This window comes from Nonomuraea sp. ATR24 (genome assembly GCF_041950485.1).
In the GTDB taxonomy this organism is placed as follows: Bacteria; Actinomycetota; Actinomycetes; order Streptosporangiales; family Streptosporangiaceae; genus Nonomuraea; species Nonomuraea ceibae.
The window spans coordinates 153423-167578 of sequence record NZ_JBGNUU010000005.1; the positions used below are offsets into that span (position 1 = coordinate 153423).

Sequence of the window (14156 nt, forward strand, 5' to 3'; positions counted from 1 at the left end):
GTGGAGCCGGTCAGGCGTCCCAGGTGACGGGCAGGCTCTTGACCCCGTAGATGTCGGCGGCCTCCGGGCGCAGGGGGATCTCGCCGGCGGGCACGGCCAGGCGCAGCGTGGGGAAGCGCTGGAGCAGCGCGGGCAGGGCGACGCGCAGCTCGACGCGGGCGAGCTGCTGGCCGAGGCACTGGTGGATGCCGTGGCTGAAGGCCAGGTGGCCGCCGTCCTGGCGGCGCAGGTCGAGCTTGTGCGGGTCGGGGAAGCGCTCGGGGTCGCGGTTGGCGGTGTTGATGGACACGATGACCGTCGAGCCTGCCTTGATCGTGTGGCCGCCGAGCTCGACGTCCTCCAGAGCGACCCGCATGAACGTCTTGGCGACGCTCAGGTAGCGCAGCAGCTCCTCCACGGCCCCCTCGACGAGGGTGGGGTCGGCGCGCAGCGCGGCGAGCTGATCCGGGTTCTCCAGCAGCGCGAAGGCGCCGAGCGCGATCATGTTGGCGGTGGTGTCGAACCCGGCCGACAGCAGGATCAGGGCCATGCCCTTCAGCTCCTCGTCCGTGAGGTCGCTGTCGGTCAGGTCGCTGAGCAGGTCGTCGGTGGGGTTGGCGCGCTTGGCCGCGACCAGCTCGGCGAGGTAGTTCTGGACGCCCAGGTAGGCCGCGATCAGCTCCTCGTCGCCCACCTCGCCGCCGAGGAACTTGTCGATCTGCTCCTGGAAGAAGCCCCGGTCCTCGTACGGGACGCCCAGCAGCTCGCAGATCACGATGGCGGGGATGGGCTTGGCGAACGCCGTCACCAGGTCCGCCGCCGGCCCGGCCTGCTCCATCGCGTCCAGGTGCGCGGCGGTGACCTGCTCGACGCGCTCGGTCAGCAGCCGCATCCGCCGCACGGTGAACCGGCCCACCAGCGGCTTGCGGTAGCGGCTGTGCCTCGGCTCGTCCATCAGCAGGAACTCGCCGGGCGGCGCGGGCGGCACCTCGATGTCGCCGTAGTCGATCGTCGGGTGGTGCTTCATGAGCTCCTTGCGGGAGCTGAACCGCGGGTCGGCCAGGACGGACCGGACCAGGTCGAAGCCGGTCACCAGCCAGCCCTGGTGCCCGTCGGGGAACGGGTAGCGGCTGATCGGGCTCTGCTCGCGCGCCTCGATGAGCTCCTTGGGCGGGTCGAAGGGGCAGCCGGCCTGACGGGCCGCGGGCATCGTGGTGACGGTGTGTTCCATGCTCTTTCCTCCCTGGCGACAGGACTTCACCTTCGCCTGCCGCGCTGACATCGGGCCGTCGCCGCCCTGACACGACCGCTGACGGCGCCCGTACGCGCTCGCCGTCGCGGCTGGTCTTCGCGATTCGGCACAATTGCTGATGTGCGAGTCGGATTGCTCGGGCCCTTCGAGGTCCGTAACCGTGACGGGGCCGTGGTCGAGGTTCCCGGGGTTCGGCTGCGCGCACTGCTGGCCGCGCTGGCCCTCGAAGCCGGCCGGATCGTCACCCGGTCGAGGCTGGTCGACTGGATCTGGGGCGAGCAGCCGCCCGCCGACGAGGTGAACGCCTTGCAGGCGCTGGTGTCCAGGCTGCGCCGGGTGCTGCCCGACGGGGTGATCGAGGCGGAGTCCGGCGGCTACCGGCTGGCCGTCGACCCGGACGCGGTGGACGTGTGCCGGTTCGAGCGGCTGGTCGCCCAGGCGCGTGGCGCCGAGCCCGCGGCGCGGGCCGAGCTGCTGCGCTCGGCCCTGGAGCTGTGGCGCGGCCAGGCTCTGGCCGACATCGCGCTGCGTGACAGCGAGGCGTTCGACGCCGTGGTCACGCGGCTGGACGAGCTGCACGTGGCCGCGCTCGGCGATCGCGTCGACGCGGACCTCCGGCTGGGGCGGGGTTCGGAGCTGGTCTCCGAGCTGACCGACCTGGTGGCCACGTACCCGCTGCGCGAGGGGTTCGTGGCGGGCCTGATGCGGGCGCTCGCCGAGGCGGGGCGCGCGACCGAGGCGCTGGCCGTCTACCAGCGGACGCGCGAGCGGCTGGCCGACGAGCTGGGCGCCGACCCGTCGGCCGAGCTGTCCGCGCTGCACACCGCGCTGCTCCGCGGCGAGCTGGGTGAGCGGGCGGAGAACCGCAGGACGAACCTGCGGGCCGGGCTGTCGAGCTTCGTCGGCAAGGACGCCGACGTGTCGGCGGTCGCCGGCCTGTCCGTCAGGCACAGGCTGGTCACGCTGACGGGGCCGGGCGGCTCCGGCAAGACCCGGCTGGCCACGGAGACCGCGCGGACGATGCTCGCCGAGCTGCCGGACGGCGCGTGGCTGGTGGAGCTGGCCTCGGTGCAGGCGGGCGGCGAGCTGGCGCAGGCCGCGCTCACCGCGGTCGGCCTGCGCGACCAGGCGGTGGTCGGCGACGCGCGGGGCGGCGAGCCGATGGACCGGCTCATCACGGCGCTGCGCGAGCGCACGGTCCTGCTGGTCCTGGACAACTGCGAGCACGTGATCGAGGCGGCGGCGGCGTTCGCCGAGCGGCTGCTGGGCGAGTGCCGCAGGCTGCGCATCCTGGCCACGAGCCGGGAGCCGCTCGGCATCACCGGCGAGGTGCTGTGGCAGGTCGAGCCGCTCGCGCTGCCGGCCGAGGGCGCGGACGCCGCCGGGATCGAGTCCTCGCCCGCGGTGCGGCTGCTGCGCGACCGCGCCGACCTGGTGCGCAAGGACATCAGCTCCGACGCGGACACGCTGGCGGCCCTGGCGCGGATCTGCCGGGCGCTCGACGGGATCCCGCTGGCGATCGAGCTGGCCGCGGCGCGGCTGCGCACCATGTCCGTCGACCAGCTCGCCCGCCGGCTCGACGACCGCTTCCGCCTGCTGACCGGCGGTAGCCGGACGGCGCTGGCCAGGCACAAGACGCTCCGCGCGGTCGTCGACTGGAGCTGGGACCTGCTGACGGAGGCCGAACGCGCCGTGCTGCGCCGGTTCTCGGTGTTCGCGGGCGGGGCGACCCTGGAGGCGGCCGAGCAGGTGTGCGGTGACGGGGATACGGCCGGGGAGGCGGCCGGGGAGCAGGTCTTCGACGTGCTGACCGCGTTGATCGAGAAGTCGCTGCTGCTCTCCGACGACGACGGCACCCGCTACCGGATGCTCAACACCATCAGGGAGTACGCGGCCGGCCGGCTCGACGAGGCCGGGGAGAGCGAACGGGCGCGGCGGGCGCATCTGGCCTACTTCACCGAGCTGGGCCGGAGCGCCGACCCGCACCTGCGCACGGCCGCGCAGCTCGAATGGCTGGCCACGCTGGAAGCCGAGCACGACAACATCGGCGCGGCCGCGCGCGGGGCGATCGCCGAGGGCTGGGCCGAGGAGGCGATGCGGCTGGTCGGGGCGGTGGGCTGGTTCTGGTTCCTGGCCGGGCACCGGGCCGAGGGCACCGAGCTGGCCGTCGCGGCGGCCTCGCTGCCCGGTGAGGTGGCCGACGAGACGCGGGCGGTCGCGTACACGATCGTGACCGTGTTCCTGACGTCCGGGGTCGGCGGCGACCAGTATCAGGCGCGGGAGTGGATCCAGGAGGCGCACCGGATCACCGAGCGCCACGGCCTGCGCCATTCCATCCTGGGGTTCGTCCGGCTGTGGGAGCGGATGCTGCGGGACCCGACGGGGTTCCTGCCTGCGCTGGAGCCGCTGATCAGCGACGAGGACGCCTGGGTGCGGGCGCAGGCGCGGCTCGCGCGCGGCCGGTTGCGGCTGACGCTCAGCGGCGACGAGACCGGCGTCGACGACGACGCCGAGATCGCGCTCGCCGAGTTCCGTTCGCTGGGCGAGCGGATGGGGATCTCGCTGTCGCTGACCCTGCTTGCCGACCGGCTCGCCATGCGCGGCGAGCTGGCCCGCGCGTGCGAGCTCTACGAGGAGGCGAGCACCGCGCTGACCGAGCTGGGCGTGAACGAGGAGGTCACCAGCCTGCGCTCGCGGCTGGCCCACCTCTACTGGCTGCTCGGCGACGAGCGGGCCAGCGCGTCCGCCATGGCCGAGGCCGAGCGCTACACCGGCGAGATCGCCTGGCCGGAGACGTCCGCCGAGCTGGAGCTGGCCAAGGCGCAGCTCGCCCACTGGCGCGGCGAGGCGGACGAGGCGCGCCGGCACCTGGCCACCGTGCGGGCGATGCCGGGCGTCCACGAGCTGAGCGTCATGGTGCACGCCAAGGTCAGCGACCTGTACGGCTATCTGACCGAGGACCTGGAGCAGGCCCGCGCGCACCGGGCGGAGGCGTTCCGCCTGGCAGCCGAGACCTCCTACCCGCCGCTGATCGCCCTGGTGCTGGTCGGGGTCGCGGACCAGGCGTTGCGCCAGGGCGAGGACGAGCAGGCCGTACGGCTGCTCGCGGCGAGCGACGCCGTGCGCGGCACGCCGGACCTGTCGCAGCCCGACGCCGCCAGGATCGCCGCGGACGCGCGGGGACGCCTCGGCGAGACCGCGTTCGCCGAGGCGTCAGGCGCCGGCCGGGAGGCCGACTGGCGCGAGCTGGCGGGCGTCATCCTCGCTTCGTGAAGGACGCCCGCGCCCACACGTAGCCGACCAGCATGGTGCCCGCGCACCAGGCGATCGCCGTGACGGCCGAGCTCGCCGACGGCGCGCCGGTCAGGAACCCGCGCAGGGCCTCGATGATCGAGGTGAACGGCTGGTACTCGGCGAACTGCCGCGCCCCCGCGCCCATCTTCTCGGCGGGCACGAACGCGCTGCTCAGGAAGGGCAGGAGCATGAGCGGGACGCCGATCAGGCCCGCGCTGGCCGGTGACTTCGCCGCGAGGCCGAACGCGATGGTCAGCCAGCCGATGGCCAGCACCGTCAGCACGACGATGCCGATCGCGCCGAGCCAGTGGAGGAAGCTCGCCGAGGGCCGGAACCCCATGAGGAACGAGACCCCGACGATGAGCGCGATGGCCACCAGGCTGCGCAGCATGGTCCCGATCACGTGCGCGTTGAGCACGGCGGCCCGTGACACGTGCATGACGCGGAGCCGGTTGATGAACCCGGTCGTCATGTCGGAGTTGACGGCGATCGCGGTGGGGCTGATGCCGTAGCAGATGGTGGTCATGATCAGCCCGGGGGTCGCGTAGTCCGCGTAGTCGACGCCGACGCTGAACGCCCCGCCGAGGATGTGGACCATCAGGAACATCAGCACGATCGGCATGATCACGGCGTTGAACAGCGCCAGCGGGTTCCGCAGCGTGTGCCGGAAGTTGCGCCGCAGCATGGTCGCCGAGTCCGTCAGGGTGGCCGAGAAGCCGGTCATGCCTTGATCTCCTTGTCGGTGTGGCCGGTGAGGGCCAGGAAGACGTCGTCCAGGTCGGGGGTGTGCACCGAGAGCTCCTCGGCCTCGACGGCGTGGGAGTCGAGGCGGTCGAGGAGGGCGCGCAGCGACCGGACGCCGCCGTCGCCGGGCACCCGCAGGGTCAGCTCCTCCTCGTCCGTGGCGGATCCGGCCAGGACGCGGGCCGCGGTGTCGAGCGCGCGCCGGTCGGCGAACCGCAGCCGGACGTGGCCGCCCGGGACCCGGCGCTTGAGCTGGGCGGCGGTGCCTTCGGCGACCAGCCGGCCCCGGTCGAGCACGGCGATGCGGTCGGCGAGCTGGTCGGCCTCCTCCAGGTACTGCGTGGTGAGGAAGATGGTGGTGCCGTCGGCGACCAGCTCGCGGATGATCTCCCACATGGTGCGGCGGCTGCGCGGGTCGAGTCCGGTCGTGGGCTCGTCCAGGAAGATGATCTGCGGCCCGCCGACCAGCGTCATCGCCAGGTCCAGCTTGCGGCGCATGCCGCCGGAGTAGGACGACGCCGGCTTGCCCGCCGCCTCCGCCAGGTCGAACCGGCCGAGCAGCCGCCGGGTGATCCGCCTGCCCTCCGCCTTGGGCAGGTGCAGGAGGTCCGCCATCATCAGCAGGTTCTCCTCGCCGGTGAGCAGGTCGTCCACCGAGGCGAACTGCCCGGTCACGCCGATCGCCGCCCGCACCGCACGGGTCTGCGTGGTGACGTCGTGCCCGGCGACGAGCACCCGGCCGGCGTCGGGGCGCAGGAGGGTGGTGAGCACGTTCACCGTCGTGGTCTTGCCCGCGCCGTTGGGCCCGAGCAGCGCGAAGATCGTGCCGGCCTGGACGCGCAGGTCGACGCCGTCCAGGACGATCTTGTCCTTGTAGGCCTTCCGCAGCCCCGTGGCCGCGATCGCTGTGCCGTTCATGGGGATGACGATGGCCGGCCGGCCTGACACCCGGCCGCCGCCGGGCTGATGCGCGTCCCGTGGGTGGCGTCAGGGCGCGTTCACCAGGCGATCGGCAGCGCGGTCAGCCCGCCGGTGAGCACGTGCGGGTTGAAGGTCAGCTCGTCGACCGCGCAGCCCAGCCGCAGGGTCGGGAAGCGGGCGGCGAGCTGGGAGAAGACGGCCTTCAGCTCGATCCGGGCGAGCGGCGCGCCGATGCAGTAGCGGGCGCCGTGGCCGAACGTCAGGTGCGGCGCGGCGGGCCGGTCGAGGTCGAAGCGGTCCGGGTCGGCGAACACCGACGCGTCGTGGTTGGCGGCCCCGAGGTCCAGCAGCACCAGGTCGCCCTCCCGCACGCGCACGCCGGCGATCTCCAGGTCGGTGCGGGCGTAGCGGGGGATGCCGCCGCCGCCCAGGCCGGGCGCGCGCAGGATCTCCTCCACCGCGGCGTCGATCCGCGCCGGGTCGTCGACCAGGGCCTGCCATTGGCCGGGGGTGGCCAGCAGCCACAGCACGCCCAGGCCGATCGCCGTCACTGTCGTCTCGTGGCCGGCGAACAGCAGCGTCATGCCCATCGCCGCCGCCTCGTCGTCGCTCACCCCGTCGGTGGCGGCCAGCCGGGAGATCACGTCGCCGTCCGGGTCGCCGGCGGCGCGCTTGCGGGCCACCAGGTGCCGCCCGTAGCCGAACAGCTCGGCCAGCCCCTGCTCGGAGCGGGCCCGGTCGGTGACGTCCCCGGCGGCCTGCGTCCAGGCGCGGAAGCGGGCCCGGTCCTCGTACGGCACGCCGAGCAGCTCGCAGATGACCGCGATCGGCAGCGGCAGCGCCAGCGCGGCGTGCAGGTCGGCGGGCGGCCCGGCGGCGGCCAGCTCGTCGAGGAGCTGGGTGGTGAGGGTCTCGACCCGGCCGGTCAGGGCGCGCATCCGCTTGGGCGAGAAGTGCGGCTGCAGCAGCGAGCGCATCCTGCGGTGGTCGGCCTGCTCGGTGTCGAAGTCGCCCATCGGGCCGCCGAACAGCGCCGACTCGCCGGTGCGGGAGGCGCGTGCGGGCTCGCGGTGGGCGCGGCCGAGCCGGTCGTCGTCCAGCAGCAGGCGTACGTGCTCGTACGCGGTGACGTGCCAGCCGGGGTCGCCGACGGCGGTGCGGATGGCGTGGATCGGGCCGCGGGCCTGCAGCTCGCGCAGCAGCGGCGCGGGCCGCATCGGGTCGGGCTGCTCGTACGGGAGCCGAACGGGCGTGGACGGCATGACCCCTCCAGGAGGTAGACGCAGCTTTGTATACTCCAGCGTCTAAAAAGCTACATGTATACTTTGCCTTCTACAAGTGGAGGGTCGATGAGCAAGCCCGACGCCGGGCCGGCCGAGCCGGTGCGCAGGATGCGCCGCGCGGAGCGGCGTGAGCAGATCCTGGACGCGGCCACCCGCGCCTTCGCCCGCGCCGGCTATGCCGCGACGGGCCTGGACGACATCGCCGCCGAGGCCGAGCTGACCCGGGCGATGCTCTATCGGCACTTCGACTCGAAGGCCGCCCTCTACCGGGCCGTGCTCGACCGCGCCTGCGCGCGGCTGGCCGAGGCCACGGGCGGCGACGACTACGACGACGACGCCATTCCCGCGCTGCTGCGGGCCGCCGGCGCCGACCCCGACGGGTTCCGGCTGCTGTTCCGCCACGCGGCCCGCGAGCCCGACTTCCGCGAGCTGATCGACACCATCACCGACGCCTCGCGCGAGGTCGCCCGCCGCAACCTCGCGCGCCGCATCCCGGCCGGGCCGTGGCTGGACTGGGCGGCCAACCTCGTCCCCGCCTTCACCCTGGAGGCCGTCATCGCCTGGCTGGACGCCGACCGGCCCGACCCCGAGCAGGCCGCCGCCCGCATCGCGGCGGCCGTGCACGGCGTCATCGCCGCCGCCCAGCCCGCCGCCCAATCCGCCGTGCTGTCCGCCGGGCTCAGCGCGCGGGAAGCCTCGTGACCCAGTCCGTGAGGCGGCTCAGGAAGGCGGCGGCCGTGGGCAGGTGCGCGTCCTCGGCGAAGAGCACGGCCGCGTGGAAGGCATGCGGCATGCCCTCGTAGACGTCCACCTCCACCGGGACGCCCGCCCCGGCGGCGGCCTCGGCGAACCGCCGGGCGTCGTCGAGGACGATCTCGTCCCCGCCGACCGGGAGCAGCATGGGCGGCAGCCCGCGCGGATCCCCGTAGATCGGCGACTGGGGCGCCTGGTCCGGCCGGGCCTCGCCGAGATACTGCGTGGCGATCGGCCCCAGGATGGCCGGGTCGATCGAGTCACGGCCGTTGCCCGCCGGCTTCGCCGCCAGGTCGGTGATCGGGGAGACCGGGACGGCCCCCACCGGCATCGGCTCCCCCGCCGCGGCGAGCCTCAGCAGCGCCGAGAGGATCAGGGTGCCGCCGGCCGACTCCCCGACGAGCAGGATCTTCCCGGCGGGCACCCCCTGCGCCAGCAGGCTGCGGTGGACGGCCAGCACGTCCTCGACCGCCGCCGGGTACGGGTGCGCCGGGGCCAGACGGTAGTCCACGGCCAGGGCCGGGCGGCCGGTGGCCTTCGACAGGCGGCAGGCCATGATCCGCTCCATCGCCGGGTTGCTGAAGGAGAAGCCGCCGCCGTGGACGTAGACGGTCACGCCGTCCTCGATCGTCGCCCCGCCCGAGGTGACCCAGGTGGCGGGCACCCCGCCGGTCTCGGGCAGGAGCGGGCGCAGCTCGGCGTCGCCGTCGAGGACGGGCGGGTCGGAGAAGACCTGCTGCATCCTCGCCCGTACGGCGTCCGATTCGTGCTGGGAGGCGGGGACATGGGTGATGGTCAGCAAAAAGAAAGCCCTTTCGGCCAGGTGAGAAAGACCGCGCGCAGGCGGTGAAGAATGTGGGACGAGCAGTGCGGAAACCGGCGCGCGTCAGCGACCCGTTCGCGAACGGGAAGGGACGGGAAAGGGCTCGGCGATGACGCGCGGGCGCGACGAGATCAGGCGCGACCTGTGGTGAACGAGTCCACGGCGATCATCTCCCTGTATACGGTGCCGCCCACCCGCGGCCGTCTTCCCGGCGGCGTCACGCGACACGCCGAACATTAGAAACGCGCGCCGATCGGTTGTCAAGCCGCGGGTGGGGGTCGTCTCGTTCCGTCAGAAGTCGTCGGCGGTGCGGATCCGGTCGCGGACCCAGACGCCGGCCTCCTTGAGGTTGGCCGTCCCGGCGAACGGGCCGCCCGGGCAGGTCCCGGTCTTGAAGACGGCGCCGGTGCGGAAGTCGTCGGAGAAGTTCCAGTTCACCCAGCTGATCTTCTTCTGGGCCATCAGGTCGAGATACTGCTGCGACCTGGTGAAGTTGTTGCCGCCGTCGCCCGAGGCCGTCTGGGTGCCGAACTCGGTCACGAAGATCGGCAGCCGGTCGGCGGCCCGGGACAGCGCGCTCAGGTACTCCGACCCGTGCGAGGCCGCGTAGAAGTGGAACGTGTACATGATGTTGGCGGCGTTGACCGGGTTCGCGATGATCTCGCTCTCGTCGCCGCCGCCGGAGACGCCGAGCGACGACCAGGCGCGGGTGCCGACCAGGATCGGGGCGTCGGCGTCGTGCTGGCGGATCACCGGGATGAGCTGGTGGGCGTAGTTGCGGATGACGGACCAGGTCACGGCGTCACCGTTCGGCTCGTTGGCGATCTCGTACAGGACGTTGTCCTTGCCGTCGTGCCGCTGGGCGATCTCGGTGAAGAACGTCTTGGCCCGGCTGAGGTTGTACATCGGGTCGCCGGGGGTGAGCATGTGCCAGTCCACGATCGCGTACATGCCGCGTGCGGTGGCCATCTCGATCAGGTTGTGCACCCGGTCGGTGAACAGCCGGGGGTTGGTCTCGTAGCCGCCCTCCTGGACGTACATGGAGATGCGCAGGACGTCGGCCTTCCAGTCGGCGGCCAGCGCGTCGAGCGAGGCGCTGTTGAGGCACTGGTTGTACCACTGGATGCCGTGGCTGCTCATGCCGCGCAGCTGGATCTGCTTGCCGTTCTCGTTGCAGAGCTTGATACCGCACACGCGTAGCTGCCCGTTGGCCTCGACCGGGGTGTCCCCGCCGCCGCCCGTGACGGGAGCGCCGTAGACCTCCAGCTCCCACAGCGAGTAGCCGTACGGGGTGCCGCGCTGGGTGCCGTGGACCCGGACGTACCGGCCGGTTCCGGTGACCGTGAGGTCGTCGGTCGCCCCGTCGCCGGAGGCCGTGGTGTAGACGTCGCTCCAGGTGGAGCCGTCGGCCGAGGTCTGCACCCGGTAGGACTTGGCGTAGGCGACCTCCCAGGTCAGCCGTACGCGGGAGATCGTGTGCGCGGAGCCGAGGTCGACGCGGATCCACTGCGGGTCCACGCCCTCGGCGCTGGCCCAGCGGGTGGCCGGGTCGCCGTCCACCGCCTTGCCCGGCTCCAGGCCGGCGGCCTCGACCGAGGAGGCCGTCACGCTCTTGCCCTGCGACACCAGCGGGTCCGCCGCCGCCGCGCTCGCGCCTGACGGCGCGAGCAGCGCGGCCACGACGGCCAGGACTGTGATCACTGCACTTCGCCTCACGAACAGCTCCGATCCTTGGGGGAGGGGTCCGATTAGGAAGGTTTACTAACTTGACGCGGAGCCTAAATTGACACCGGACCTTACACAAGACCCAAAGTTCCAAAGAGGCTGTATCCCGACATCGAGCACAGCCGTCAGCAGTGAGTTGGTAAGGAATGCTTACTCAGGTGCCCGGCAAGTCCGGACAGAAATCCTGAGGCAACAGATCGTCATGCTTCGTCAGGACCAGATCCGGCGATCATCACTCCGGGTAATCACCCAGATGCCTGGCCGCGGCTTGTCGGCCTGGACGGTGCTCCGGGGACGGCCGGCCCCTTGGCGAGCGTGCACCGACCTGACCCGGCCGAGGAGTGCCATGTCGCCCACCACCGTTGAGGTGCCCACCGTCCACGGCCCCGTCCTGGGCCTCACCGAGAACGGCATCGCCGCCTTCCGCGGCATCCCGTACGCCGCCGCGCCCGTCGGCCAGAACCGGTTCGCCGCGCCCGTGCCGCCCAGGCCGTGGAGCGCGCCGCTGCCCGCCCAGGCGTTCGGCCCCACCCCGCCGCAGCCGCCACTCAAGGGCCGCCTCGGCGAGCTCTTCCGCAACCCGGTCGTCCCCGGCGACGACTACCTCAACCTGAACGTGTGGACCAGCGCGCCCAACTCCGACGCCGCCCTGCCGGTGCTCGTGTGGATCCACGGCGGCGCGTTCACCACCGGCTCCTCCGCGGTGACCACCTACGACGGCGCCACCTTCGCCCGCGACGGCGTCGTCTGCGTCACCGTCAACTACCGCCTCGGCGTGGACGGCTTCGCCTACATCGAGGACGCGCCCGCCCCGGCCAACCGCGGCCTGCTCGACCAGATCTTCGCCCTGGAATGGGTGCGCGACAACATCGCCCGCTTCGGCGGCGACCCCGGCAACGTCACCGTGGCGGGCGAGTCCGCCGGCGCCATGAGCGTGCTGACCCTGCTCTCCCTCGACCGCAACCTGTTCCAGCAGGCCATCGTCGAGAGCGGCAGCGCGCACATCGGCCAGACCGTCCAGGACGCCGCCCTGATCACCGCCGCCGTCGCCACCCGGCTGAACGTGCAGCCCACCGCCCAGGCGCTCGCCGCAGTGGACACCGCCGCCCTGATCGCGGCCCAGGCCGAGGTCAGCGACGACGTCACCTCCAGCGCCGACCCCGAGCGCTACGGGGCCAGCACCATCGCCTCGTGCGGCATGTCGTTCATGCCGGTCATCGACGGCCACGTCGTGCCGCGCCTGCCGATCGACGCCATCGCCGACGGCCGCGGCGCCGACGTGACCCTGCTCATCGGCACCACCGTCGAGGAGTTCAGGACCTTCGTCGTCCCCACGCCGATGGTGGGCTGGCCCGGCGACGCGGCGTTCCGGACCAGGACCGAGGTGTACGGGGCTCCGGCCGGCTTCTACGACCGCTACGCCGAGACCGACGTCGCGCCGTACCCGCGCAACGCCCCGTCCGGCATCGCCTGCGCGACGCTCACCGACCGCATGTTCCGCATCCCGACCTACCGCATCGCCGAGGCCCGCATCGACGCGTCCGCCGACACGTACGTCTTCGAGTTCGGCTGGCGCTCGCCCGTCACGCCCAACATCCTCAGCGTCAAGCTGGGCGCCTGCCACAGCCTGCCGCTGCCCTTCGCCTGGGACACGCTCGCCAACCCGGACAGCACCGCCTTCACCGGCCCGAACCCGCCCCAGGCCCTCGCCGACGCCCTGCACGGCCGCTGGGTCGAGTTCGCCACCACCGGCCGGCTCGGCGAGTGGGCCACCTACAACACCACCGAACGCCCGGTGATGTCCTTCCACCACGACAACAAGCCGGACAACGTCATCGTCTACGACCCGCGCCGCGACGAGCGCGAGATCTGGAAGAACGACCTCAACCCGAGCTGACCCGCCCGGCCTCGCCTGCGGCCTCTGACCGACAGCGGGTCAGAGGCCGTAGGCGGTGAGGGCGCCGCCGGCGTAGGCGGCGACGGGGGCGGCGACGTGGTCTGCGTCGCGGTGGACGCCGCGCAGGGTGTTGGAGGCGAACGAGCGCTGGAACTCCAGCCCCACGTAGGCCAGCCCCGGGGTGGTGGTGGAGATGCCGCCGTCGTGCAGCGGGAGCCCGCGCTCGTCGAGGGCGCCCAGGGGCCGCAGGTAGTCCAGGTGGGGCAGGTAGCCGGTGGCGTAGATGACGGTGTCGACGGGTTCGCGGCTGCCGTCGGCCCAGACGACCCGGTCGCCGTCGAAGGCGGTGAACATGGGGCGCCGGTCCCAGCGACCGGCCTCCAGTGAGGCGGCGTAGTCGCCGGTGTCCATGACGAGGGTGCCGGTCGCGATGCGGGCCAGCCAGGGCGGCGGCAGGGTGTCGAAGCCCGTGGTGGTGTGCCAGTGGTGCGCGTCCCGGCCGGCGATGATCTGGGGGAAGAACCGGATGGGCGCCCGGGTGGCGAGGGTGACGGTGGCCGTCCTGGCGAGCTCGTAGCCGATCTGCACGGCGGAGTTGCCCGCGCCGACCACGACGACGCGCTGGCCGGCGTGCTGTCCGGGGTCACGGTAGGCGGCGGCGTGGAGCGCCCGGCCGGTGAAGCCGTCCTGCCCGGGCACGATCGGGACGTACGGGTTGCCGAACGAGCCCGACGCGGCCACGACGCCTCTGGTGCGGATGGGGTCGCCGGTCGCGGGGTGGACCAGGAAGCCGCCTGCCCCGTCGGGGCGCACGGCGGTGACGCGGACGCCGGTGCGGATCTCCACGTCGAGGCTGTCGGCGTAGCGCCGCAGGTAGGCGGCGGCCTCGTCGCGGGTCGGGTAGTGGTCGGGATCACCGGGGAACTCGTGACCCGGCATGGCGCTGTAGCGGGCGGGCGAGAACAGCGTGAGGCTGTCGTAGTAGTGCGGCCAGGAGCCTGCCGGTTCTGGGCCGGCTTCCAGGATGACGGGGGTGCGGCCACGCAGGCGCAGGGCGCGGGCCGCGGCGAGGCCCGACTGGCCGCCGCCGATGACGATGGTGTCCATGACGCCACATCGTATCGTCAAATCGGGAAATCACAATATGATGAGCCCGGGGTGATGCTATGACCATGACGACCGACGGGATGGGGCTCAGCGCCGAGGCGCGCGGCTTCCTCAAGGCGATGGCCAGCGAGACCCGCCAGCAGATCATGGGGCTGTTCGCCGGCGGTGCGGAGCTGACCGTGGGCGAGGTCGCCGAGCGGATGTCGCTGGCCCAGTCGGCCACCTCCACCCACCTGGCGACGCTGCGCGACGGCGGCGTGCTCACCTCGCGCCGGGAGTGGAAGACGGTCTACTACCGCGCCGACGCGGCACGCATCGGCAAGGCGCTGGCCGATCTGCAGGCCGCCCTGAGCACCTGCTGCCCGCCCGCTCCTTGAT

At 72.7% G+C, this 14156-nt stretch carries 11 protein-coding genes; 4 read left to right on the top strand and 7 right to left on the bottom strand.

What is annotated here, in order from left to right; translation table 11 throughout:
• Positions 1–10 precede the first annotated feature (10 nt).
• Positions 11–1210, bottom strand: coding sequence for a cytochrome P450 (locus ACBI99_RS14910; protein ID WP_375072507.1), 1200 nt, complete (start codon positions 1208–1210; stop codon positions 11–13).
• Between the two features lie 141 nt (positions 1211–1351).
• Here ACBI99_RS14910 and ACBI99_RS14915 point away from each other — a divergent pair, with 141 nt between their 5' ends.
• The gene (locus tag ACBI99_RS14915; RefSeq protein ID WP_375072508.1) at positions 1352–4504 is read left to right on the top strand and encodes a BTAD domain-containing putative transcriptional regulator; all 3153 of its coding nucleotides are present in this window, start codon (positions 1352–1354) and stop codon (positions 4502–4504) included.
• Here ACBI99_RS14915 and ACBI99_RS14920 read toward each other — a convergent pair.
• The 3 genes from ACBI99_RS14920 to ACBI99_RS14930 form a co-directional block, all read right to left on the bottom strand.
• Positions 4488–5249, bottom strand: coding sequence for an ABC transporter permease (locus ACBI99_RS14920; RefSeq protein ID WP_219509225.1), 762 nt, complete (start codon positions 5247–5249; stop codon positions 4488–4490). The genes ACBI99_RS14915 and ACBI99_RS14920 overlap by 17 nt on opposite strands.
• A complete protein-coding gene (locus ACBI99_RS14925; RefSeq protein ID WP_375072509.1) occupies positions 5246–6187 on the bottom strand; it encodes an ATP-binding cassette domain-containing protein in 942 nt (313 codons plus the stop codon). Before ACBI99_RS14925 ends, ACBI99_RS14920 begins: the two co-directional genes overlap by 4 nt.
• An 80-nt stretch (positions 6188–6267) precedes the next feature.
• Positions 6268–7452 (bottom strand): cytochrome P450, encoded by a 1185-nt coding sequence (locus ACBI99_RS14930; protein ID WP_219509232.1) that lies wholly within the window; start codon positions 7450–7452, stop codon positions 6268–6270.
• 87 nt (positions 7453–7539) lie between these two features.
• Between ACBI99_RS14930 and ACBI99_RS14935 the strand changes: the two genes are divergently transcribed.
• Positions 7540–8175, top strand: coding sequence for a helix-turn-helix domain-containing protein (locus ACBI99_RS14935; RefSeq protein WP_357584545.1), 636 nt, complete (start codon positions 7540–7542; stop codon positions 8173–8175).
• Here ACBI99_RS14935 and ACBI99_RS14940 read toward each other — a convergent pair.
• Complete coding sequence (locus tag ACBI99_RS14940) at positions 8153–9028, bottom strand: alpha/beta hydrolase (protein WP_375072510.1); 876 nt, start codon at positions 9026–9028, stop codon at positions 8153–8155. The genes ACBI99_RS14935 and ACBI99_RS14940 overlap by 23 nt on opposite strands.
• A 312-nt stretch (positions 9029–9340) precedes the next feature.
• Positions 9341–10750, bottom strand: coding sequence for a cellulase family glycosylhydrolase (locus ACBI99_RS14945; protein ID WP_375072511.1), 1410 nt, complete (start codon positions 10748–10750; stop codon positions 9341–9343).
• 370 nt (positions 10751–11120) lie between these two features.
• Here ACBI99_RS14945 and ACBI99_RS14950 point away from each other — a divergent pair, with 370 nt between their 5' ends.
• The gene (locus tag ACBI99_RS14950; RefSeq protein WP_375072512.1) at positions 11121–12671 is read left to right on the top strand and encodes a carboxylesterase/lipase family protein; all 1551 of its coding nucleotides are present in this window, start codon (positions 11121–11123) and stop codon (positions 12669–12671) included.
• Between the two features lie 39 nt (positions 12672–12710).
• Here the strand turns inward: ACBI99_RS14950 and ACBI99_RS14955 are convergent, their stop codons facing one another.
• Positions 12711–13778 (bottom strand): flavin-containing monooxygenase, encoded by a 1068-nt coding sequence (locus ACBI99_RS14955; protein ID WP_375072513.1) that lies wholly within the window; start codon positions 13776–13778, stop codon positions 12711–12713.
• A gap of 59 nt (positions 13779–13837) precedes the next feature.
• Between ACBI99_RS14955 and ACBI99_RS14960 the strand changes: the two genes are divergently transcribed.
• Positions 13838–14155 carry a metalloregulator ArsR/SmtB family transcription factor gene (locus ACBI99_RS14960; RefSeq protein ID WP_357584554.1) on the top strand — a complete coding sequence of 106 codons (318 nt, stop codon included), beginning with the start codon at positions 13838–13840 and terminating at the stop codon, positions 14153–14155.
• Position 14156: the final 1 nt, after the last annotated feature.

Bases quoted from the DNA above. Each gene is read 5' to 3' on its own strand.
- ACBI99_RS14910 (WP_375072507.1), bottom strand. From the start codon at position 1,210: ATGGAACACACCGTCACCACGATGCCCGCGGCCCGTCAGGCCGGCTGC.
- ACBI99_RS14920 (WP_219509225.1), bottom strand. From the start codon at position 5,249: ATGACCGGCTTCTCGGCCACCCTGACGGACTCGGCGACCATGCTGCGG.
- ACBI99_RS14925 (WP_375072509.1), bottom strand. From the start codon at position 6,187: ATGAACGGCACAGCGATCGCGGCCACGGGGCTGCGGAAGGCCTACAAG.
- ACBI99_RS14930 (WP_219509232.1), bottom strand. From the start codon at position 7,452: ATGCCGTCCACGCCCGTTCGGCTCCCGTACGAGCAGCCCGACCCGATG.
- ACBI99_RS14935 (WP_357584545.1), top strand. From the start codon at position 7,540: ATGAGCAAGCCCGACGCCGGGCCGGCCGAGCCGGTGCGCAGGATGCGC.
- ACBI99_RS14950 (WP_375072512.1), top strand. From the start codon at position 11,121: ATGTCGCCCACCACCGTTGAGGTGCCCACCGTCCACGGCCCCGTCCTG.
- ACBI99_RS14955 (WP_375072513.1), bottom strand. From the start codon at position 13,778: ATGGACACCATCGTCATCGGCGGCGGCCAGTCGGGCCTCGCCGCGGCC.
- ACBI99_RS14960 (WP_357584554.1), top strand. From the start codon at position 13,838: ATGACCATGACGACCGACGGGATGGGGCTCAGCGCCGAGGCGCGCGGC.